19 protein-coding genes are annotated in these 21,590 nt (G+C 59.2%); 11 read left to right on the top strand and 8 right to left on the bottom strand.

Features of this window, described 5'->3' with window-relative positions; all coding sequences use genetic code 11:
- Positions 1-3,216, bottom strand: a complete 3,216-nt coding sequence (locus ACNJYD_RS30850) for a DEAD/DEAH box helicase (RefSeq protein WP_439364239.1) — start codon at positions 3,214-3,216, stop codon at positions 1-3.
- Positions 3,206-3,751, bottom strand: a complete 546-nt coding sequence (locus ACNJYD_RS30845; RefSeq protein WP_439364238.1) for an RNA polymerase sigma factor — start codon at positions 3,749-3,751, stop codon at positions 3,206-3,208. The genes ACNJYD_RS30850 and ACNJYD_RS30845 overlap by 11 nt, the downstream gene beginning before the upstream one ends.
- Before the next feature lie 262 nt (positions 3,752-4,013).
- Between ACNJYD_RS30845 and ACNJYD_RS30840 the strand changes: the two genes are divergently transcribed.
- Both ACNJYD_RS30840 and ACNJYD_RS30835 read left to right on the top strand, forming a co-directional pair.
- Entirely contained in the window at positions 4,014-4,481 is a 468-nt protein-coding gene (locus tag ACNJYD_RS30840; RefSeq protein WP_439364237.1) for an excisionase family DNA-binding protein, read from the top strand.
- A 128-nt stretch (positions 4,482-4,609) separates the two neighbouring features.
- On the top strand, positions 4,610-5,047 hold the full coding sequence (locus ACNJYD_RS30835; protein WP_439364236.1) for a hypothetical protein: 438 nt from the start codon (positions 4,610-4,612) through the stop codon (positions 5,045-5,047).
- 9 nt (positions 5,048-5,056) lie between these two features.
- Here the strand turns inward: ACNJYD_RS30835 and qatD are convergent, their stop codons facing one another.
- Genes qatD through qatA form a run of 4 tightly spaced genes read right to left on the bottom strand, consistent with a single transcriptional unit; the run spans position 5,057 to position 10,027 of the window.
- Positions 5,057-5,815 (bottom strand): Qat anti-phage system TatD family nuclease QatD, encoded by a 759-nt coding sequence (gene qatD, locus ACNJYD_RS30830; protein WP_439364235.1) that lies wholly within the window; start codon positions 5,813-5,815, stop codon positions 5,057-5,059.
- The gene (qatC, locus tag ACNJYD_RS30825) at positions 5,812-7,182 is read right to left on the bottom strand and encodes a Qat anti-phage system QueC-like protein QatC (RefSeq protein WP_439364234.1); all 1,371 of its coding nucleotides are present in this window, start codon (positions 7,180-7,182) and stop codon (positions 5,812-5,814) included. The genes qatD and qatC overlap by 4 nt, the downstream gene beginning before the upstream one ends.
- Positions 7,179-8,069 (bottom strand): Qat anti-phage system associated protein QatB, encoded by an 891-nt coding sequence (gene qatB, locus ACNJYD_RS30820; protein ID WP_439364233.1) that lies wholly within the window; start codon positions 8,067-8,069, stop codon positions 7,179-7,181. The genes qatC and qatB overlap by 4 nt, the downstream gene beginning before the upstream one ends.
- Positions 8,069-10,027 (bottom strand): Qat anti-phage system ATPase QatA, encoded by a 1,959-nt coding sequence (gene qatA, locus ACNJYD_RS30815; RefSeq protein ID WP_439364232.1) that lies wholly within the window; start codon positions 10,025-10,027, stop codon positions 8,069-8,071. The genes qatB and qatA overlap by 1 nt, the downstream gene beginning before the upstream one ends.
- Before the next feature lie 329 nt (positions 10,028-10,356).
- Here qatA and ACNJYD_RS30810 point away from each other — a divergent pair, with 329 nt between their 5' ends.
- From ACNJYD_RS30810 to ACNJYD_RS30785, 6 genes are all read left to right on the top strand, one after another.
- A complete protein-coding gene (locus tag ACNJYD_RS30810; RefSeq protein ID WP_439364231.1) occupies positions 10,357-11,181 on the top strand; it encodes a hypothetical protein in 825 nt (274 codons plus the stop codon).
- A gap of 31 nt (positions 11,182-11,212) precedes the next feature.
- Entirely contained in the window at positions 11,213-11,449 is a 237-nt protein-coding gene (locus tag ACNJYD_RS30805; RefSeq protein WP_439364230.1) for a hypothetical protein, read from the top strand.
- A 139-nt stretch (positions 11,450-11,588) separates the two neighbouring features.
- The gene (locus ACNJYD_RS30800; RefSeq protein WP_439364229.1) at positions 11,589-12,647 is read left to right on the top strand and encodes a hypothetical protein; all 1,059 of its coding nucleotides are present in this window, start codon (positions 11,589-11,591) and stop codon (positions 12,645-12,647) included.
- Between the two features lie 896 nt (positions 12,648-13,543).
- Positions 13,544-13,894: a hypothetical protein gene (locus tag ACNJYD_RS30795; RefSeq protein ID WP_439364228.1), complete on the top strand. Its 351-nt coding sequence runs from the start codon at positions 13,544-13,546 to the stop codon at positions 13,892-13,894.
- Positions 13,895-14,021: 127 nt separating this feature from the next.
- Positions 14,022-14,435: a thermonuclease family protein gene (locus tag ACNJYD_RS30790; RefSeq protein WP_439364227.1), complete on the top strand. Its 414-nt coding sequence runs from the start codon at positions 14,022-14,024 to the stop codon at positions 14,433-14,435.
- A gap of 134 nt (positions 14,436-14,569) precedes the next feature.
- Positions 14,570-14,752: a hypothetical protein gene (locus ACNJYD_RS30785; protein ID WP_439364226.1), complete on the top strand. Its 183-nt coding sequence runs from the start codon at positions 14,570-14,572 to the stop codon at positions 14,750-14,752.
- A gap of 404 nt (positions 14,753-15,156) precedes the next feature.
- On the opposite strand, the gene ACNJYD_RS30780 is transcribed toward ACNJYD_RS30785, so the two are convergent.
- On the bottom strand, positions 15,157-16,446 hold the full coding sequence (locus ACNJYD_RS30780; RefSeq protein WP_439364225.1) for a M20 metallopeptidase family protein: 1,290 nt from the start codon (positions 16,444-16,446) through the stop codon (positions 15,157-15,159).
- 81 nt (positions 16,447-16,527) lie between these two features.
- Entirely contained in the window at positions 16,528-17,430 is a 903-nt protein-coding gene (locus ACNJYD_RS30775) for a hypothetical protein (protein ID WP_439364224.1), read from the bottom strand.
- A 111-nt stretch (positions 17,431-17,541) separates the two neighbouring features.
- Here ACNJYD_RS30775 and ACNJYD_RS30770 point away from each other — a divergent pair, with 111 nt between their 5' ends.
- The 3 genes from ACNJYD_RS30770 to ACNJYD_RS30760 all read left to right on the top strand — a co-directional run bounded on the left by ACNJYD_RS30770 (position 17,542) and on the right by ACNJYD_RS30760 (position 21,545).
- Entirely contained in the window at positions 17,542-18,381 is an 840-nt protein-coding gene (locus ACNJYD_RS30770) for a hypothetical protein (protein WP_439364223.1), read from the top strand.
- A gap of 453 nt (positions 18,382-18,834) precedes the next feature.
- Positions 18,835-19,077 carry a hypothetical protein gene (locus ACNJYD_RS30765; protein WP_439364222.1) on the top strand — a complete coding sequence of 81 codons (243 nt, stop codon included), beginning with the start codon at positions 18,835-18,837 and terminating at the stop codon, positions 19,075-19,077.
- Positions 19,074-21,545 (top strand): AAA family ATPase, encoded by a 2,472-nt coding sequence (locus ACNJYD_RS30760; RefSeq protein WP_439364221.1) that lies wholly within the window; start codon positions 19,074-19,076, stop codon positions 21,543-21,545. The genes ACNJYD_RS30765 and ACNJYD_RS30760 overlap by 4 nt, the downstream gene beginning before the upstream one ends.
- Positions 21,546-21,590: the final 45 nt, after the last annotated feature.

The raw sequence follows: 21,590 nt of genomic DNA, 5'->3' as shown, positions 1-21,590 counted from the left end.
TCAGCTCTCCACCTCGATGATTCCGGCGGCCACTCGCCGGGCAAGTATATCCGCCCGCACTTCATCCCGTTCGAGATGAGCGAGCGCCTCGTTAAAGTCGGCGAGTGCGCGACTAATCTGTGCGGAACGCATGCGTCGGATGCGTTCTTCGTTCGCGAGCGCGAACTGTTCCTCGAGAACTGCCATACGGGCTCTATGGCTGGCGCTCAGGCTATCGCGACGAAACCGCGCGATCTCGGCGGTTTCCGCGATGTGCGTCATGCGCTTGGCCTGCCAGAGCTCGTGGTGCCAACTATCGAGCGCCTCGAGCATTGAAGTCGTGGGGCGCGACGCTGATACTGCGTCTAGCGCAGTCGGAAGGAGCTCCATGATCGTGCGGGCCACGTCCGGCTCCGCGACCACTGGGACCAACAGAGCATCCTCCTTCAAGCCGACCAATTGCCATTGGTAGATAGCGAAGGGGTAAACGCCAGGGCGGACGCCACTTGCTTTGCTGGCAAGTGCGACATGGACTTCCTCATCGCTCGCTAACAGACGCGCAGCAGCTTGAACGAGGGGGTGAACCGGGGTGATGAGCGTAAGCTTTCGATCCGCGTTGGCGGCCTCACGATCGAAGGTCAACGCGAGATTTTGTTGATCGCCGCGTAACCAGGCTTCCCACTCTCGTTCGGCGAGGCTCGGTCGAATCCCGCGGCCACGCGGGGGCGCCAGCCGCCGACGAGCTTCTGCCGAAAGCCTTAGACTCTTGACAGGTCCCTGGCCGGAGAGAGGTGCTCGACCAACCTCAAGCACACGTTCCAGGTGCAGGCTGATCAGCCGCTCGAGCGCCGTTGGCTCCAGCCATGCACTGGATGCCTTTGCGATTTCGTCGTCGATCCGTCGAGAGATGCGAACACCGAAAAGCTCCGCCTCACGCTCCTCGAGCGCCTCGGTTTCAGCGATTTGCCGGATTTCGTTGTCGGCGAGCTGATGCAAGCGATCGGCACGCTCGTCGTCGGTCAGTGCGAAATCCTCTGCCACTTGTTGCAGGCGTGTTGCGATCTCACCTAGGATCGCCTCGCTTCCTCCGATTGCCCTTTCAAAGATGCCGATCCGCAAGAGGCAGCGGTCATATATGTCGAAGTCTACCGTTCCGGGCGTGACGAAATTGTAGATCGCCACAGTTTCACTCCGTTGCCCGTATCGGTCTATGCGGCCAATACGTTGCTCAATCCTCATCGGGTTCCAGGGGATGTCGTAGTTCACGAGCGCGTCGCAAAATTGGAAGTCGAGACCTTCGGAACCGACCTCAGAGGAAAGAAGAACGTCGACCGCATCCGGATCGTCGGATTCGAGAGCAAACGACCGGCGGAGCGTACGGCGATCTTCGTCAGCGATGTCGCCATGAACGAGACCAACCCGGACACCTTCCCGGCGCAAGGCCTTCTCGAGATAGGAAAGGGTGTGCCGAAACGCGCTGAATATGAGTAAGCGGCGATTGGGCATTTTTGCTTTTTCGGCGACGATCTCCAACAACCGATCCAGTTTTGGATCGTCGTCTGGCAGGAGGTTGGCTCGCTTCAAGACATTCGAGATCTCGTCTTTGATCGAGTCCAGGCCGCTCTCGAATGCGTCTATCGCATCATCATCGATTTCGACTCTTTCGATGTCGGACAGCCGTCTCGTAAGGATCGTCTGAAGGAATGGCACCAATCCATGCAGGGAACTGGCAGCCTGGCGTCGGATCGTGGTCATTAGAAAGCCGAGAGGTCCAGAACCGCTGGTCCGTTGAAAGACAGCGTGTTGTACCTCGAGGATAGAGTCGTGGACTTCCTGTTGCTCGGAAGTGAACGGGATGGCTTCCGTGCGCGGCTTTCGGGTGGTGAATGTGCCAATGTCGCGACGTCGAGTGCGACTGATCATGGAGGAGAAGCTATGGAGGGACTCCGTCCGGGCAATGAGTCGAACGCGATCTTCGTCGTCGCTGGCGTTTTCGATCGCTACTCTAAGCGTGCTATATTCAGGGGAGGGGCCCAGCATCACCTTTCCCCATTCGGTCGCAGCGGCTCGATCCAGGTGATCGAGTGCCTTGCGCTGCCAGCCAGGCTGGGATCCTCTGATCGCCGAAACGGCGGTATTGATCTCACCGTTGGGCGACGCCATGCGCTCAAAGGTGGGCGGATCGATCACGAGGTCGGGTCGAAGCAGATTGAGGAGAGAGTAAAGATCGCCCGTGCCCAATTGGACGGGGGTCGCTGTGAGGAGGACCACCGCTTCTGCGTTGTCCGCTAGAATCTTCAATCCCTGGAAGAGATTGGTGTCGGTGTTGCGTGCGTTGTGGGCTTCATCGACAATGAGAAGATCGAACCGTGGCGGAGTATCCAAGGTGAGAAGCCCCTTCGAGCGGGCCCTCCCTCGTTGGGTTGGATAACCGTGAATCAGGTTTTCGTTGATCAACGAAAAGGGAAGGATGGCGCGGGAATAGCGCTCAGGCCATTCGCCATCCAGATCGGTCTGATCAAGGCAATGACGAAGGTCCGTTCCTGATAGCGTTACGAATTCCTCGTCGAAGCGTCGCATCTCGCGATGCCACTTCTCTTCGACCACCAATGCTTTTGAACAGACGATCAGAACTGTTCGAAGCGGCCTCCTTGCTTGCAGCTCCCGCAAGAGCAGCCCCGCTTCGATTGTCTTGCCGACACCAACTTCGTCGGCGACCAGAAGACGGGGGCGATCGGCTCGAATGAATTTCAACACCGGCCGGAATTGATAAGGAATGAAATCGATCCTGCCGGCCTGTAGCGAATACAAGTTGGCCAAGCTTGGTGCGGCAATTTGCAGGGCGGTTAGTCGCGCGTTCAGCTCGTTGCTTGTGGCTTGAGTTGCCGTTGGGACGAGATCGGCGGGCTGAAGCTGGCTTGCATAAAGCATCTCCATTCGGCCTTCGGTGAAGACCGAATAGCGAGTCTCGCGGTTGCTTGGAGCGACGGCGGTTACAACGCCGATTCGCTTCGGGTCGGAGCGCAAGGCGACGGTCTCACCGACCGAGAAGCTGACCTTTTCGGAGTCTTTGGCAATCGACGTGCGCTCCGCGATCTTTTCGCGAACCTTTTTCTCGAGCGTGGCAACGTCAATTCCGCTTGCGATGGCGACACGCATGATTTCCTCTGGACTGGCGTGGAGCACGCCTTCCGCGAGAATTTCCAACACACGTTCGTCGGTCGCCTTATGGCGCATAAGCCCATCCTGAATGAAAGTCGTCGAAGAGCCGGTTCGCCATTCGCCGGCGCGCCGTGTCGTATTGGGTCGCATCTATGCCAAGCGCCCGCTGGGCTTCGTCGCGGTCGCTATCCGCCAAGATATGCTCGAAAATGGCCAAAGCGAGCGGATCCGAGGCAAGAGCGGAACGCATTCGCGAAGTTAGATCGTCCATCTCGTATGTGGCTGACGGATCATGTGCCTCGTCATCGAATATCTGTTCGGTTTCGTCTTCCCTGAGAGGTTCGCGGCGATCCTCCTGCCGCCATTGGCTCGCGATGCTGCGCATTACCTGGGACAGGAAGGCGGGGAGCGGGACTTCGCTGGGCCATAGCCGCCGCCCCGACAAGATTCGGTCGAGCGCCTCATAGAGGAGATCATCCGCATCATGGTAGCGCAGACCGGCAGCCCAGACGCGACCCAACAAAGACAGACGCACGAGGTCGGGCCCGCGCAAACGGCCGATGATGCGGCGAACCTCGCCGAGGGAAAGATGCGTCGCCTCATCGTCCATTGATTGCCGACTAGGCCTCCAATGAGTGTTGCGCGGCAGGTGGGCTTTTCGGGAAGCCTTTTCGAAAAATTCTCAAGAAATTACCGGCGGGAACCGGCCGATGCGAGTCGCACGGATGGTTTCAGAGCCTTTCTTCGGGGGCAGCTTTCTTGGCGCAATGTCTCCCGATCAGCTAAGTATCTGTTATTTCTGCGATAAAGTGGTTGCCTTGAAATGTCACCTGACAAGACTTACAGTTATTACAGTTGAGTGGAGGTGGACCATGACTGACGCGGTCACCAGGCTCAGGATTGAGGATCGTGATCGGGAGGAGGCAAGGAAGGGGGCAGGCCTGCTTAGCGAGCTTGTGGCGCGCGGGGGCCTGTTTCGTACCGATCCCTCCGGACAGCCGATCCTGGCCGAAATGCCATTGTCGCTCCTGCGGGCAGTGCACGATTTTCTCGATGCCATTGCGCAGCCGGGCGAAACCTTGGTCTTCAAGGCGGTGGATGAGGTCTCTCCCGAGATGGCAGCTGAGATGTTGGGGATCTCTCGTCCCCTCGTGTACAAGCGCATGGATGTGGGAAAACTGCCGTTTCGGCAGGTGGGCACCCATCGACGGATCCGTGTCGCGGATGTTGCGCACCTCAAGCAGCATGAGGAGCAGCGACGGAAGGCTGCGGCCGAACTAGCTGCCGATACCGAGGATCTCGAGGCGAACTATGCCAAGACCGGTAACCGCACTCCTTGATGCAAACGTTCTGTACTCGAACGCGCTTCGCAATCTCCTGCTTCAGCTTGCGCTGAATGACGCGTTCGAGGCCAGGTGGACGGACCTCATCGTGGCTTCGTAATCTGGGGGATCGGACGAGAGATCGGGTGTCGCAGCGAACGCTGCCGCTCATTGGCAAGCACTTTCCGGACGTGATCGTTCGCGATTTCGACGCAGACCAGCGCATCGGAAATACCGACCCCAAAGACCGCCACGTCGCCGGCGCGGCCGTTGCCGTCGCGCCATGTGTGCTGATCACAAACAACCTCGTCGATTTCGATGTAAAAGAGCTGGTAAAGCTCGGCGTTCGCGTGTTGTCGCCGGATGAGTTTCTCGTGGGTTTGTTCGACGAAGCGCCGGAATTTATCGAGGCGGCAACGCGAGAGGCGGCGTCCAATCTCACGAAGAGTTTGCCCTCATGGGACGAATATGTCGCCGACCTGGACAGTAGGGCAGGGTTGAAGAAATTCGCCGCGCGACTGCGGACGCTCGCCCACCATCTAAAGAGCGATCCAGGTCATGCAGCACCGAGGGAACCAGAGTGAGAGCGGAGCTTAGGCCTTCAGGAGCGTCTGCAGGTTCTTGCGAACGCTATCCGAGACTGTGCTGGTTGCCATCTTTCTGACATCGGCGATAGATGCGACCGTCAGTCGAACGTCTGCTGGCTCTGCCGGCCTTCCCTGCATTTGAGTGAACGGGCCGTCCGTTTCGGTGAGGATGCGATCCAAGGGCATCTCAGTGACCAGGATGCGACCCCGATCCGAGCGGGTCATCTCGGCGTTGACAGAAAAATAGCATCCCAGGGCGGCCGCGCGCTGCATGTCGCGTTTGCTGCCAGTGAACCAGTGAAGAACGACGGTACCGCGGTGCTGGGGCAGATGTTGCTCGATCATGTCCAGTACTGTCGGTGCGCTCCTCACGCTATGGACGGTGAGAATCTTTCCTCCCGCATCCGAGCAGCGCTCGAGGATCGTACGAAAAACACGCTTCTGGTGCTCGAAGGACTTGTAAAAACGCGGGCCTGCATCCAAGCCGACCTCGCCAACGTAGCGCGTTTCGGACAGGTGTCGTTCCCACAGCGCGAGTTCACCGGCACGCTCCGCGACGAGCTGCGGATGCAGCCCAAGTGCGGCACGAACAAACCGGGTGCTTCGAGTGAGCTCGAGATTGCGTGCCCAAGCCTTCGGCGTCGTTGTCACGGTCAGAGTGTAGATGTTCGCGGCTTCCGCCCGGGCAATCGCTGCTTCGTGGTTTGGATAAAGATCCAGATGACAGTGAAAATCCACGCCATTCGTGGGGGGGCTTTCCGTCATCCTGGTCGCGTCCTCACACCGTCGATCAATGTACCGACTTCCTCTAACCCACGCCGGTAGACAGCGGCAATGGCAGCCTGCCGTTCAGGCGTTTCATCGAAAAGGGGGCCCGGTTTATGGATAAGAATTGGCCCGAGCTGTGGCTTTGCGCGCAACCGTTCGATCGCGAGTTGGAATGAGCGAATCTGAACTCCTTCGGATTGGCGTGTATCGAGAACCCGGCTGGTCAGGTCGTCGATTGTGTAGACGGTCGGGTCAGTGTCTGACGCAAGCCCAGTTACGAGCGCAGCTCGCCTTATCAGGCAAGGCAGACAGTATCCGCAATGTTGCGTTCCCAGCCCTTGCCAACGCCCCTTTGTGGGAGACGCACAGGATAGCGACGAGGGGACCAAGCGTCGCAGCAGTACGCCATTCCCACACGAAGCCACCATCTCGCCTTTGGTCCGGTCCCAATAGGGGTTTTCGATGTATCCATCCAGACCCAATCCGCGGATCGCGTCGTTCCAGCGCGCAATGTAGAACGGATGCGTCGTCCGCGTGCTCAGGGCGCCGAGGCGCAAGGGATCGAGCGGAACGTTCACGGCAATGAGACCGTTCTCCGGCACTTTCAAGGTGAAGGGTCGATCCAGCCCGCTGCCGGCAAATACCCCAAGCGCGAAGAACAGGAAGGACCGGCCACGAGTGGTATTTTCTCCATCCGAGCCGGTGACGAAGCCGTCGGGAAAAGCCATCCAGAGGCGTAGGCGATCGAAAGCCCGATGGCGATAGTGCGATTTCAAAGCCTCGAAAATGGTCGATTGCGCATCACTCGTGGCACCTTCACCGGCATGGCTGATCAACAGGGGCGTGCGACCAGCTTCTAAGGCGTCGATCGCACCGATCAGGCTATCCAACCCACCTGAGAACAGCGCGAGGTCGTCGAAAGGAGGCGCGATCAGTGACATAGTTCGCGCGCGCGCGCTTCTGACAAAGCGTCGCGGCCGAGCTCGAAAGCTAATCGTCCAACGGTCACCCGTGAGGAAGTTGAGCATTCGGACGAAAATCTGGGCGACCGACGCCCATCGCGCAGGATCGGAGACCGGCACGACCAGCCGGATCTCTCGCGTCCATCCATCCTGAGACTCGCTTACGCGCGAGACGCGTGTATCGGCGGCGTGGACATGCGCAGCCAGTACGAGAACGTCAATTCCAATTTCCGATGGTTGCACGCCGAGGCGAGCGAGATCTGCAAGGGCGTGGCCGATGCCGTGGTCGAACGATCGTTCCCCGGCGATCAGATCGAGCCGAGTTGCGATTTCGCCGTCGCCGAGCGGAATTCGGCTTCGGTCGCCCGGCCCAAAACGGCCTATGATGACGTGACGCCTCATCGTGCCTCCGCTTCGACGTCGCCCATGATCTGCAATATTCCGAATGCCTGCTCGTAGATGCGTCCGACAAAGGCGAGCACATGATCCTGCGTCAAAGCTGTGGCGACCGTGCGCGAGGTTGCGAGCGCGTCGGCGACCGCGCGGCGGATAAAGTCATGTAGTCGTGTCTGGACCCGTTCGGCTTCGCGGCTATCGGACGGCAGGGTGATGGTTTTTGCTCCGATGTCGTTGCAGAGACGCGCCTCGATGGCATTGGTGGCGTAAAGCTCAAACACGGTCTGCATCTGATCCGCCGTCAGGCCGTCGAGATCAGTTATCCCGGCGCCCGCGAGGTCTGTGATCGTCTCAATGAATGCTTCGCGTGCTATGCCTTCGTCGATGGATCCTCCGTCTGGGCAAACATAGTCCGCCAGACCGAGGAAGATTTCCTCGATCGGTCGGCCTGCGAGAGCTCCCAGATTGAGTGCGCGAAGCGCCTCAGCCGTACCGCGGTTCACCGCATCCGAAAGAAAGCCGAGGAGGCGGCCGCCTGCGCCACGTGCCGACCCCATCCGTGTGGCCGCTGTGCGAGCCCCACCCGATGATGATCCGACATAGTGCGAAACTGCCCGCCCGAGGCTCCGGCCATCGCTCCCACCGGAGCCGGCAAAGCGAGAGAAATTATTGCGCGCTGCCGAAAATCGGGTGGGATCTGCCATTGGGGGGATCGGCGGCAACGCCGGCGGCGAGGTAACTGCGGGAGCGGCGTCCGCGTCGTTGCCGGGCGCGGTGACGTCGATGCCTGGAACTCCGTTTGGAGCGGCAGACGGGGCGCCTCCATCTTCAAGCCAGCTGGGTACGAGCGGCGTGCCGCCGCCCTGGCCGCCAAAGGCGCTGGATGTGCCCACTAGCGAGCTCCTTGACGTGCGCGGAGCACGCCCGTGGCGGCTGTCTTCAGCATCACGTCTCCCTCTTTACCCCAAGCCTGGAGAAGGCGATCGAAACGTTGCGTTGCGTCAGGATCCTTCAGCACGCCTTCCCAACCGCTACAAACCCACGGGCCAAGGCGATTGCGCGGAAAGCTTTCAAGGAGATCGAGGAGATTTCCCTGCAGAATTGGATGCCCCCTAACGAGTACGGCCAGACCCGCCACTCCAGGTGGCTCCGTGTCGAAGCTATAGCTGCCGACGATGCGACCTCGGACGGCCTCGAAAACCTGTGCGGCTTCGGGCGCTGCGAGCCGACGGAGTTCTGCCTCCAGGCCCTGAACCGCGAATTTGCCACCGAAGAGCTGCTCAACGACCGCGGTCAGATGGCCGAGAGCTGAGGCTGCTCCGAAGTAGTCCTTGCGATCCTTTGCAACAAACAGATAGGGACGCAGATCCTCGGAGCCGAGCCTGGTTGGAACCGCCGCCCAGGCCATGATGGCAGGCGAGGAAAGCCACTCGCCGAGCACTGCGCTTTCGGTCGATTTCACGGCCTCAAGCTTCGCGGGCGCTTTCGGTTCGGCACCTTTGGCGGCGGGTGCCTTTGCCTCGTCCTTCTTCGTTGCCATTGCCTCCAGGGTCGACAAATCGGAACATTTCCCGTCGGTCGCAGTCGCGGCGACTGCGGCGATCTGCTCGAAAAGACGGGGGATAAAGCGTTCCGCGAGCATGAGCTTGGCAAGCGATGGCAACTTCACGTCGTCGCCGAACCCTCGCGCCACGGCGGTACGTTGCCGCAAGACGAGCGTATTGAGAAAACGCTTGATTTGACGAGGATTGCCCTTGGTCCCGCTCGCGAGGATTGGTCCAATCTGGTCGCTGAGAGCTAAAGCATTGTTGGCGCGAGAAGCCTTTTCCCCGAGCGCACTTTTGACCGATGCTGCGTCGAGAGAGGCCGACTTCCAGGGGCGCTTCAGGCGCTCTCGTGCAACCGCGATCAAGTCGTTGAATGCTTCATCCTTCTCGCCGAGCTCGGCGCCGATCAGAAGCAGCGTCACGTAGACGCGCGTTTCGGTGTCGCCGAGCGCAGGAATGCGGAAAGGCACCTGAATGAGCTTCTCAAGATAATTCCGAGCATAGGTCTGTGGGCCGGTCGTGTCCGGTAGATCGGGAAAGTGCTTGCGGACCGCATATTCGATCATGGCCTCGTCAGCAGCGACCACGAAGGCCGTGCGCGACGTGAAGACGAACAGACGAACAGCTTCCAGTGTTTCGATAGCCGTATCAGGCAGGCAGCGGTCGAGGTCGTCGATCAGGACCACGAGCTGTTTTACACCTGCCTTTTCCAGGAGATCATCGAATGCCTTCCGGAAGGCGTTTATTTCCTCGGGAATATGGGTGGATTGGCCGTCGCCTTTCGGCTTCAGCAGATCCTTGATGCCGCCCACGGCGGCTTCAAGGTTGTCCTTGGTGGCCAGCTTTGTCGGATCGGCCAGAAGATCTTCCAGGGTGGCGAAGATCGTTTGAAGTTGATCAGGCCTTGGAATGCCGGTGAAGGCCGTGAAGGCGAGGCCGCCCGCCTTCTTGGCAACCTTGAGCCAGTCGATACGGCGAAAGACGTCCTTGACGGCTTCACCGGCCTTAGCAAGGGCCGGGCGCTTCTCGACCAGACCGGTTACGATCCCCTCGATGAGCGCGATCTTGGCATCTTCGAAACCCTGAAAACGCCAGCCGTTGAATTTCAGGCAAAGAATTTCTTTCTCGCCTTCAAACTTCGCCTCGATCATCTCGAGAACGCTCGATTTCCCGGCGCCCCAATCGCCGTGGACGCCAACGGTTACAGGCTGATCGGGACGATGGCGCAGCAGTTCGATAATCGTTGTGGCGATCGCCTCATTGTTGAGGAGATCGACCTTAGTCTCGTTGTCAGTCAGGATCATGGTTGTCCCGTTGGTGGCTGTTCCGTGCTGGCGGTCAAATTGAAGCGCTCACCCGCGAAGGCTTCCTTCTAGGATATGCCGGGCTGATAGATCGAACAAACCAGGAACATAAGATTTTTTCCGCCGGGCCACGCAGCCAGGAAGCCGCAAGAAATGCGGTGTGCCGCGGTGAGTGCCCAACGAGATCGATGTTGCAGTGATGCAACACAGAGAAACAATCAATCGAATATTCTATCTGTGCTTGTTGCACGTAAAGGTCGAGCATATTGCATGTTCGCCTTAATGGCATTTTCGAATCGACGCTAGTTATTTTCTTTGCGGGGGAAGCGATGATTGCATCGCGATTGATCGCGTCGATATTTGGCGCATGCCTGGTCGGCGCATGTGGTCTCCGTGTCCCAGATATCCAGGAGGTCCCGGGCGACACCGGTGCAGGTCAAATCCTCGTCCAGGACATTGTCCAAAGTGTTCACTGCGAGGTCGCCGACGCCGTGCAATGGGTTGTCGAGCATGATCCATTTAAGGGGCGTCCGAACAAGAAGCTGGCCTCGTCGTTTCTCGCGACATGGGGCGTTCAAATAACCCTCAGCCTCACGGTCGAGGAGAAGACAACTCTCAATCCCACCGTGGTCTTCACGCCGCCCACACCGTTGACCTCTGTGTTCACGTTGGCCGGCGCAGGCACCTTGTCGGCCGACGCGACTAGGACCAACAAGCTGAATTTCTATTACACAATACCTCAACTGCTGGATCGGCATTATTGCACCCCCGGCATTCAGCGCGGACCGGCTTCATCGCCTCTCATTCAGAATAATCTCAAGACGGTGGAGTGGCTGAACGACTACATCGGCGCTGTTGCGACGCACGAAGCTGATCCCACGCAGGTCGGCTCGTTTCAGCAGAATGTTTTGTCCCACGAGGTCAGGTTTGAGATTCTTTCAAGCGGAGGAATCAATCCAGCCTGGGTGCTCACTCGCGCAAATATCAACCAGAACGGCACACTTTTCTCGACCTCTCGCGATCGCACCCATGATCTGACGATCGTGTTTGGCCCCGGCGATTCCAAGGGACTCACGGGGCAGGCGGCGCAGGCGGCATTTGCAGCCGCGCTCATCGGGCTGGAGATTTCAAATCGATTGAGCCCCGCGCGCTAGTGACTGGGTATTTTCAAGAGGAGCGATTGAGATGGCGACGAAGGCCAAGAAAGCAAAGAAGGCTGTGGCTAAGCTCACACCTTCTGACTACCCAATCTTCATCGATGTGCCGAGCCATCCCGAGCAGGTGGAAAGGTGCGATTGGGATGAGGTGAACAACCAGCCCAACTGTCGGATCATCGAACGCACGCCACCACGCGATGCGGAGGTGCGACGTGCCGGGCAGGTAGCCGGGATTCACAGGAAACACCGCGCCGCACGCGCATAGCACTATTCGGGCGAGATGAGAGCCGCCACACTGCGTTGTTGCCAGGCATCCGGCTAGTGGCATTTCACGCGAAGGCACTATGGGAGTACACCAAGTTCGCTACATCGTGAGGCCTCCCAACGCATGTCCCGCGGAACTCATGTCGGGATCCGTGCCGGGCGCGTCATGCGAGTTCGATACCGCTTTCGTGGCGGCTTGCGCCATGCGGGAGATTACTCAAACGAGCGGAGCTTCGAGCAGGCCGCTGGCGGTCCTTTTTGACGAACTCCTCGCCCCCGGCACCAACCAACTTGTGTGGAAGGGCAAGGGGCCAGGGCTTGGCAAGGAGATGCGGCGAGCCTTCTCGGGACTGTTCGGGCGCTTCTTCGCGCGAGCCTACCTGGAGAGGTATCACCGCTTTGCCTGGTTCTCGCCCATCGACGGCAATCCCACCGCGATCTCAAGGCGAATGCGCGTTGTTCGTTTGCCGGGGAAGGGCAGCGAGCTTCCCGACTGGGTATGCGGGGGACCGAAGCGCCTCGCGGTTGCCGAGGCGAAGGGAACGAGCCAACCCGGCACCGGCACCGGAGGCGGAAAGCCTGGGCCCATCAAGACGGCAGAAGGGCAGATCCATGGTGTCGTGATCGAGAAGCTGTTAGGGAGCGGGAACAAGAAGCGATGGACAGCCCTCAGCACGAAGGGATGGGCGGTGATGTCACGCTGGGGCGCCGAACTCCCACCGCGTGACGCTTTCCTTTTCGCCTTGGACCCGGAGACGCGGGGACAGCCGCCGTCGAATCAAGATCGAGACGAGATGATCCAGGATGTCGCTCGCTCACATGTCGGTCACCTCCTCGCCGGCATGGGTTATGGCGAACTGGCTTCAACGCTGCTTGTCGGGCAAGTAAGCGATGCCGGCCGGCCTCAAGAGGGGGCTTCGCTCGACTTGGATGGAGAAGCAGAGACCACCTATCTGGGTGTGCCCGTTGGGCCAAGCGGCATCCTGCCAGTGTCCATCAGGACGGCGCGAAGGCTTGAGCAGGACATGCCCGGAGCAATCAAATTTCTGGGAATCGACACCGAAGTGATCAAGGGCATGCTCACCGGGCATCTCGCCCAGCCGCGCGTCCACCGAAGCTCGGGCGACATTCAAATCGGCGCCGATTCATCAGTCTACGCTCCTATTAAGCGTGTCACTCCGCGCGCCGTATCTATCTGACGCCTCGCCGAGGAAATGGCTCGTTGTTTTGGGCAGAATCGCTACTCCGATGAGCTCGTAACCTGCGCAGGAATAACTAAGCGGCCAACGAGGCCGAGAGGGACGACTCCGAGGAACGCTTCGACGCAACGCTAAAAGGCGTGGCCAAGGCCAGCCCCAGAAGCCGCCATCGGCGGACGTTACGGAAGCCGATGCTTCCTCACGTCAGAAGCCGAAGTCCAGTTGACCCGGTAGGGATCGATAGTGGGAGGACACATGCTCCCACCTTCCGAACCGGAACCGGTCATACTCGTTTACAAAAACTGGCTTTCGACTGCTGCCACTACGCATGACGCTCTCCTTTCCTGTTGCGCGGGACATACAGCCCGCAGGCTCACTCCCTCGGCATACGCGGGAGCGGGCTACAGCAACCTCCAGCCGTGAGGCCGGATCACAGGAAGGGTGCCGATGGCGGCAACCCCATCAAACTAACAAGAGTTCGTCAGGGGGAATGGAACGTGATTGAATCGCTTGGCTTGAGCAAGCGTTGGTATCTGAAATCCACAATCGCCATGCACGAATAGCCGCACGCATATAACCGCAGAAATGGCGGTTGCCTGCTCGACGGTGGCATCCGTTCGCTTCAGAGAGGGAGGACACGGTCCTGTTCCAGGTTGACCGTCGATGATGTATGTTCTTATTTTGTTCTCATGGAGTCAAGCCGCCGTTTCAAGCCGCCCCGGACGTTGGTCCGGGAAAATTCCGAGTGCTACGTGGTCAGGGACGCCAACGGCGTGACCCTAGCGTAGCTCTATTGCCGCGACGACGCGCAGCGCTACAGCTTTGGCGTTGGCAAGCTTTCGTCGGATGAGGCGCGCCGGATCGGCAAGGCGATCGCGCGCATCCCCGAATTCCTGATGCCGCGCCAAGGCTTCTATCCGCGTGGCGGCGGCCCGCGCTGGCGAGCCGACCGGCCGCATCACGTGGCTCTGGAGGATCGCTATATCCGCGAGCATTGGGATGAGATCTACGCGCTCTGCAAGCTCAACAGCCTGCCCTTCAACGCAACTGGTGAAGTCATAAAGAGCGACGGTGTTTGGAAGGTCTATGAGTTTACCTGGCAGATGGATGCGATCCTGTTCTGGAACCGTTTCGAGGGCAGATGGCTGCGTGGCACGGAGTTTCATTATCCCGAGCGGCCAGAGAATCTGCCGGTGCTAAAGCCGCTTGAGAACTGGCCGAAATTCAATCCCCGCAATCTGCGCTAATCGCTGGTACCCAACGCCATGATCAAACGCCGAGTCCTTGTATTGATGCTGCTGTTATCGAACGTGGCGCTTGCCGACAGCTTTGTCGGTCAGGCCAGCGTCATTGACGGCGACACGTTGGAAATTCATGGAACGCGGATCCGCCTTTGGGGGGGTGGATGCTCCGGAAAGCGCTGAGCTATGTCGCGGTGAGGACAGTTCCCAGTACCGCTGTGGTTCGAAGGCTGCGAACGACCTCGACGTTTACATTGCCCAGCGTCCCGTCAACTGTGTCCCGCTCAGCCTCGACCGGTATGGCCGCACGGTCGCGACCTGTTCGGTCGCGGGCAACGATCTTGCGGAATGGCTTGTGCGCAACGGTCTCGCGCTGGATTGGCCCCAATACTCGAAGGGCAGATATCACGAAGCTCAGCGCGAGGCTGAGCGCGCGGGCCAAGGGCTCTGGAAGGGCAGCTACGTCGAGCCGTGGCTCTATCGTGCATGCATCCGCGCCAGCGGAAACCCGACTTCCTGTTCGGACGATGCAAATGCCCATCCTTGATGCGAACCACTGCGAGACGTCAATCCACCGCGTGCGATGACCGATCACCGCACTGTGGCAGGTGGGTCTAGCGCGGTTTGGGCGACTCACGTTACCCATCATTCCCGATCACCTCACTGCACAATGGGAATGAAATGGTTGCAGCTACCCGTGAACTGCCGGCCTCTGGATACGCGCTTGAAGTGGATGGCCGATTCAAAGCCGAATTTGCAACCAGAGACGGTGCCAGGGCAGGTGGAGAAGAACTAAAGAAACGTTTTCCCCTGCTTCAAATCAGGATCTATGACGCGCAGACAAACGCGCGCGAGGAAATCTAGATCTTCGATTGGCGAGTTCTTTGGCTTGCGCGCGTGCGGCTTCCGCCGCACCGGGCTCTCGTGAACCGAGCCGCTTTGCGTCTCGGCCATCCGGCTTCGATCCCTCGCGCAAGGAGATGCGGAGCTCCTCGCCGGGGGCACTCGGGAAAGGGGCCGGCCGTCATGAAGTATGACGGCGTCGCTATCACTGCCCGTTCCCGCGTGCCCATTTAACCGTACAGAGTTGTGCCGTTCTAGCTTTTCTCTTGGCAGGCGAGACGGTTATCCTGGGCCTGCCTTGCAATCCCAGAATTTGCAATATCCGGGATCCTGGCCGCCCTCTCGTGCGGTTGGGGTGACCATAGTCGTGAATGTCACCTTATCGCTCATCGGACCGGGGTGCGTCGATGGTACGCGTCATTTGGTTATTGCCAGTCCATTTTCCCAGTGGTCCCAATGACGGCCAACGTCGTCATGAGACGAAGGCCTTGAGCGAAGACATCGGGGTGCGCATCAAACTCCATTGTATGGACTCCAGCCAGTCCGCGTCCGTCCTTGCTGACGCCGATGGAGAAGTACAGCGCGGGCATGACGTCCGTATAATATGAGAAATCTTCCGAGAACATGCCGCGCCCAGGGTGGGTCTCAAGCGCCCCCGGCCATGCCCGTGCGAGAGGCGGCATGATCTGCTCGAACAGTGCAGGGTCGTTTCGAGTCGCGGGCGCACCCGGTCGGATCGCCCAATCGTAATCTACAGTCGCCTCCGCTGCCATTCGCGAGACAAGTTGATCGAGCTTTTCCTTGAGTGAGGGCTCGCCGTTCTCGCCCTGTGCGATATTCTCGAAGCTGCGGATGGTGCCGCTGACATCGGCCTCTGCGGGAATAACATTGCCTGCATTGCCATCGGCGAGGAGTCGTGTGACCGAAATGATAACGGGCTTGTTAGCGATATCAAGGTGACGAGCCGGATACTCAGATAGCTGGATCGCCATGCGGGCCGCGACGAGCGGCGTATCGCTGCCTTGATTGGGCGCAGCCGCGTGCGAGCCCGCCCCCTTGATCTTGAGATGAAAATAGTTGCTTCCGGCCAGGGCAAATCCGGGTGCGATGGCGATGGTCCCGATCGGCATGCCGGGAGCGACATGCTCGGCGAACATTGCCTTGACGCCGAGGCGCTCGAGAATCTTTTCGTGCACGATGTCGTCGGCGCCTCCCGGCGTTTCCTCGGCCGGCTGGAATAAGAACACGATCTTTCCTGAAATGCGCTCCTTGTTGGCAATCAGAATGCCAGCCGTGCCAAGCAGGATCGACGCGTGGATATCGTGGCCACAATTATGCATCAAGCCGTCGATCCCTGAGCGCGGAGTATGAGACGTCGGCTCGATCGCGTTGAGTTCGAGGGGCCGGGCATCCATCTCGGCTCGCAATGCAATCGTTGGTCCCGGCCTGCCGCTATCAAGAATTGCGATTACGGCCGTCGGCGCTTCGGTCGAGGCGATAAACTCGGTAAAGCCAAATCCCTTCAGCGCATCCTGAAGGTACGCCTGCGCCTTGAGCTCCTTCTTCCCCAGCTCGGGATTCTCATGCAGGAACGTGTAGGCGTTTTGTACCGGCTCTGCCATCGACGCAATTGTGGTCGATAAATCTGCGGCGCCCGCCGGTGCGCAGCCAAGCAGCGCCAGCAGGCTGAGACCAATGAGGGCTGTTTTTTGCACCGATGCCTCCACCCTCGTATAGGGACGAAACTTCAAGGTCCTGTCGAACCTCGTTCCAGCCACGAGGTCGATCAATTCGGCCTAATCTCGATCACAGACCACGGTGGCCAAATAGGTTACGTTTGGCGAGGCCAGCTTGGTAAAGTTGATGTCCATTGATCCGCCACCGAGTGAGGCAATCGTCCCGGAGGCGTTGAAATTCACGCCCGGAATGGCAAGCGCGGCCGCATTGATCTGATCGATGGTGGCGAGGATATTTTTGACTGCATTGCACATTCTTGAAAATTGATCACCGGGCCTACATTCCGCTGCTCGGAAGCAATTGGCGAGCTTCTCATAGATCGCCTCGATCCTGCCCGTGACCTCGCTCAGCTTCTGATTGGCTCGTTTCAGCCGCGCCGTTCCCGCCACCTGTGCGAGCCGGTCATTAATTTGATCCGGCGACAGATGCTGGAGCTGCCACTCGGCAACAATTCGGTCGAGTTCTGCCTTCGAGAGCGGTGGTCTTACCTCGGCCTGCGCCTCCATTATCATGGTTCGGCCGTTGCCAAGTGTGTTGATCGCACTCTTGTACGGTGAGGGGGCCTCAAGTGTGGGCGAGGACGGCTGACCGAGTATTTCGTTGATGTACCCGTCCGCACGAGCCTTCTGCTCGTACACACGAATGAGAGCCATTGAGGCAACGAAAACCGCGGTGGCGCAGAAGGCAAGGAAGCCGGCGAATATGAAGAAATGAATACGCGAGCGCAGATACTGCTCGGCGGTCATTCCCTTTGGCACGACGCGGCCAGTTTCGATACGTATCGCCTCCAGGCGATCTTCCTCCTTCAGCTTCTCGATCTTGTCCATCAGGATCTGGAAGCGTTTCACCCGCCACGCAATCAGCGTCCAGGCGAGGACCGTTGCCAGATACGCGATAAGGGCGAGAGGGCTCGCCGCCGCAGCGGGTATGGCATTTAGGAAGGCGCCAATTTCTTCGATCATAGAGCTTGCAAGTAATGGTTGCGGTATGCTTTTGCAAAGTGCAAATTAGGTGCGATTTCCATGTATCAAATCATAGGTTGTGACCCGAGTTAAGATGTTTAGGAGGTTTGCTTGAAAATTCTTTGCCTCTCTCTGCTGAAGAGCTCTCTGTATTGCCTAGGTTTGGCAGGCACAATCTTCGTTTCCACTGAGCTCCCCGTCTTTGCACAGTCTGCTGACCCCGCGGCCCAGTCCCAACCTTCCAAGGTCGAGCTTGCGCAGCGGCTATCCGCGGCGCTGTCGGCTGCCCGAGAAAAGTTTATCTCGGACTTCGGGCCAAACGCATTTGACCGCGTGGGGTATCCCGGTGGCAAGACTCTCGGAGAGATGTGGACGGATTATCTGGGACGCGCCGGGTATCCGAGCTCCATAGCGGAGCGGCAAAGATATGCCGGGATCCTGCAGGCTGAGCTCGACCAGCAGGCCGCGCTTGTTCTTGTGATGGCGCCTGCTCGCGATGAGGCTATCGAGCATCTGGTCGTCTCGCTGAGGCGGATTGTCTCGGGGCGATCGGCAAGACCAGCCGTGCGTCAAGACCCCAACGGGGCTCGCTTCTCCATCGTATTCGGAGACGACACGTCCATCCAAACCACGCTACAGGCGCTGGACGGCTCGAGCTATCAGCCGCGGTCTGGCGATGAGATCGCCTGGCAATTCACCTGTGCCGGAAAATTACCTGACCTGAATGCCAGTGTCCGCGGTTGCTCCGACAAGAATTACGGGTACTTGATGGCGAATTCAGCAAAGCGGCCCCTGGAAGCGGCACAGGGACGATATGTTTTCCAGGGAACCAGATCTACCGGCGAACAGATGATGCTCGAAGCGCCGAGCGGATTCTGCCGGCCTATTTTCCTGGAGCTCAAGTCCAGCGCGTGCAAGCTCGAAGTCCAGGTTGTCAGGGCTGGAAATTAACGCGGTGTCTCCTGTTGAGTACTTGCGTCCTTTCGGATCTGCGAACTCGGCGTAAGAAGCGGCTGGCCCCTTGGCCCCGAGAAGGATGAAGTCATCGATCCTGCGGGCCAACGGCCGGAACGGGAGACACAATGGGGGGTCACGTGAGCGAGGAACCGCGCCGCTTCCGGTCTGAAGGTGCGGTGCGGCGCTCCCCGCCGATTGTCGCATTCGACGGAATTGCGACGCGGGGGGCGCCAAGAAACCTGCTCGCACGGCTGAGGAGGTCGCTCGGATTTAGCTCCGTACGAAACGTACCAAGTGCGCGCTGTCTGTGAGGTGGATAACGCGCTAGGCGTGTTGAATGTGAGGTCGAATCCGTACCATTTGCCTGCACGAGAGCGGTGGCAGAACGCTCATTTGCGTCTCGGCATTGAGGAGCACGGACGGAAGATTAGTGCCTGGGGGAGGATAGTGGCGAATACTGAAATTGCGTTCGAAATCGACGATAGCAAAACCGTTGATGAAAACATTTCGGCGCTCTCGACCGCGCTCAAGCGGATCGATGATTCGCTGGCCGAGGTCCTTTCGGGGGCCCTGTCGAAGCTCAGCCTGGAAATGGCTCTCGATCACGATGCGCTCCTGGACGCGTTGTATGTCGCAACCGGGCCAGTCGAACCCCAGCAGGCCTCCTCTGAGGAAAGCCCTGCACGATGAGCGGCTGGTATCTTCAGAAGGTCTCCATCGAAGGCTTTCGCGGCATCAACAACGAGGGTGCCCCTCTCGTCCTCAAACTCAAGACTGATTGCGTCAACTCCATTTCAGCGCCGAACGGGGTAGGAAAAACATCGATCTTTGATGCGGTGGTCTACGCGATCACCGGCCGGATCCCCAAGCTCGATGATCTGCCTGCGGCCGAAAAGGGCTCGTCCTATTATCTGAACCGCTTTCATGCCGGTGGTGTGGGAACGATCACCCTCACCCTTGTGCCTGTCGGCGGTGGCGCCGAGGTCGATGTCAGCGTCCGGCGTGATGCCGCCGGCGGGCGAACGGTTACGGCGAGTGCAGGTGCAGACGGAAATGCGATCCTGGCGGACCTCAATCGCGAGTTCGTCCTTCTCGACGGAAAGACATTTCAGGACTTTATTGACTTTGCGCCGCAGAAGCGCGGCCGGTCCTTCGCGGGGCTGCTGGGGCTGAAGCGCTACTCATCCCTGCGACAGGGGTTGGCCTCGCTGACAAACACGAGGGCTTTCAACAATCACTTTGGCCTCGCCGGCAAGGAAGCCAAGAAAAACAGTGCGGTCGTGTCCGTCCAGCGGGCCCGAGCCAATATCAAGGAAGCCTTCACAGCGCTGGTCGGTGACGAGTACGATCCGGCCGAAGCCGAAGCAACGATGCTCGCGAAGGCGCATTCCGCTCTCAGTGGCATCGAACTGCTCAAGCCCCTCTGCGATGGACGGACGTTCGAGGAGATTGATCCTTCGTGTTGCGTTGACGCAGCTAAAGCGGCCGAGGGAGGTGAGGCAAGAGCAGAACTTTCGAAAATCCTGCGCGATGAGGTGAGGTGGTCAGAGGCTCTGAAAGCCGCGCCAGGCGAAGAGCATGCCAAGCGCCTCGTGGAACTGGCCGATGCTCGTGATGCCGCCTTAAAGCTCACGCAAGGAGATCTGTTCCGCCAGCTCTACGGCCTCAGCGAAACCCTCCTTGCCGATGACAGTTGGGTGGACAAGTGCCTCTGCCCGACATGTGATCAATCCAGTCCCCATTCGATTCTCGACCATGTTCGCGACAAGATCGCCGCGTTTGAGGCCGTGGCGACGGCTTCTGCCAATCTGGCTCGTGAGTGGACGGAACACGGCTGGAATCAGCTTGACGAGCTGGAACGATTGGGCCGCCAGGAAGATGAGCAGGCCCAGCTCGCCGAGGCAAAGGACGTCGGGCTGAAGGGCGAGCTGGACGGGGCTCGCGCTCGCGCGCTGGCCGAATGGCAGAATACGCTCACCGAGCGCGCGGTCGCCAAAGCCAAAGAGCTGACCGGCAGGAAGCTCGCCCTGGAGAAGAGCCTTCCCGAAAAGCTCACCGCTGTGGTGGAGAAGGCCGAAGCTGCACGCCGCCTTCAGAGCAATTTGTCGGACTTGCGCGCCGCGCTGAGAGAGCAATCCGCCATCATTGCGGAGCTTGCGCGATTTGCCCGGGTCAAGAGCTTCCTTGACACGGCCAGCTCATGCTTCGCAAGTGCCGAGTCCGCGGCAAGCGCGCGACGCCTCGCCGCGATCGAACCGGTCAGCCGAGATATTTTCGCGGCGATCATGTACACCGATGTCGTGCCGGCCCTGAAAAAGCGCGCCGGCAGCGAGGATCTTTTCATCTCGCTGGCTCAGTTCTGGACGCTGCCGGACATCTCAGCCCAGGCCGTTCTCTCCGAGAGCTATCGCAACGCCTTCGCGATCAGTGTCTATCTGGCGGCCGCTTCGCTCTATGGCGGGGGCGCCAAGTTTCTGATTCTCGATGACGTCACATCGAGCTTTGATTCCGGGCACCAGTTTCATCTGATGAACGTGATCAAAGGACAATTCGCCCGGCCCGGAGTTCCGGATGGCCCGCAGGTCATCCTTCTCAGTCACGACACCGTCCTTGAGAAGCTGTTCAACACCAATGCCAATGACGGTGGCTGGTGGCATCAGTGCATTCAGGGCACGGCACGAACGTCAGTCCTACCGCAGTCGGGCGCAATACATAAGATCCGCGATGCGACTCACGCCTTTCTCGACACGGGAAACACCGATGATGCCGCTCCTCGGATCAGACAGTACCTCGAATTCAAGCTCGAGGAGGTCATCTCCAAGGTCGGGATTCCCGTGCCCATCGGCATTGCCTTCAATGACGACAAGCACATGGCGAAAAACCTGATAGACGCGATCAGGGCAGCAGTCGATCTCCATGATGCAGCTGGCCGCCTGGTCCTGGACGCTGCCCAACTCGCCGGGCTCAACACCTCGGTGGCAACTATCGTGAGCAATTACCTCTCGCATTGGGCGACAGGACAGACCCATGCCTTCACCGCACCGTCCCTGAAAGGGGTCATGCAAGCGATCGAGAATTTCGCGGGTTGCTTTCAGTTCGAGCATCCGGCAGGCTCGACTCAATACCGCTACTACCGGTCGCTTAGCCAAAGGATGTAAGAAGTGGATAGCGGCTCGCCGGCCGTAAATCATCGTGGTGCGACT

It is taken from the genome of Bradyrhizobium sp. SPXBL-02, assembly GCF_051853065.1.
Classification (GTDB): Bacteria; Pseudomonadota; Alphaproteobacteria; order Rhizobiales; family Xanthobacteraceae; genus Bradyrhizobium.
The sequence above is the reverse complement of the archived record's forward strand: the minus strand, read 5'-3'. Positions and strand labels throughout refer to the sequence as shown.

Bases quoted from the DNA above. Each gene is read 5' to 3' on its own strand.
- ACNJYD_RS30775 (WP_439364224.1), bottom strand. From the start codon at position 17,430: ATGATCGAAGAAATTGGCGCCTTCCTAAATGCCATACCCGCTGCGGCG.
- ACNJYD_RS30840 (WP_439364237.1), top strand. From the start codon at position 4,014: ATGACTGACGCGGTCACCAGGCTCAGGATTGAGGATCGTGATCGGGAG.
- ACNJYD_RS30845 (WP_439364238.1), bottom strand. From the start codon at position 3,751: ATGGACGATGAGGCGACGCATCTTTCCCTCGGCGAGGTTCGCCGCATC.
- ACNJYD_RS30805 (WP_439364230.1), top strand. From the start codon at position 11,213: ATGGCGACGAAGGCCAAGAAAGCAAAGAAGGCTGTGGCTAAGCTCACA.
- ACNJYD_RS30760 (WP_439364221.1), top strand. From the start codon at position 19,074: ATGAGCGGCTGGTATCTTCAGAAGGTCTCCATCGAAGGCTTTCGCGGC.
- ACNJYD_RS30785 (WP_439364226.1), top strand. From the start codon at position 14,570: ATGGTTGCAGCTACCCGTGAACTGCCGGCCTCTGGATACGCGCTTGAA.
- ACNJYD_RS30790 (WP_439364227.1), top strand. From the start codon at position 14,022: ATGGAACGCGGATCCGCCTTTGGGGGGGTGGATGCTCCGGAAAGCGCT.
- ACNJYD_RS30800 (WP_439364229.1), top strand. From the start codon at position 11,589: ATGTCGGGATCCGTGCCGGGCGCGTCATGCGAGTTCGATACCGCTTTC.
- qatC (WP_439364234.1), bottom strand. From the start codon at position 7,182: ATGAGGCGTCACGTCATCATAGGCCGTTTTGGGCCGGGCGACCGAAGC.
- ACNJYD_RS30850 (WP_439364239.1), bottom strand. From the start codon at position 3,216: ATGCGCCATAAGGCGACCGACGAACGTGTGTTGGAAATTCTCGCGGAA.
- qatA (WP_439364232.1), bottom strand. From the start codon at position 10,027: ATGATCCTGACTGACAACGAGACTAAGGTCGATCTCCTCAACAATGAG.
- ACNJYD_RS30795 (WP_439364228.1), top strand. From the start codon at position 13,544: ATGCCGCGCCAAGGCTTCTATCCGCGTGGCGGCGGCCCGCGCTGGCGA.
- qatD (WP_439364235.1), bottom strand. From the start codon at position 5,815: ATGACGGAAAGCCCCCCCACGAATGGCGTGGATTTTCACTGTCATCTG.
- ACNJYD_RS30810 (WP_439364231.1), top strand. From the start codon at position 10,357: ATGATTGCATCGCGATTGATCGCGTCGATATTTGGCGCATGCCTGGTC.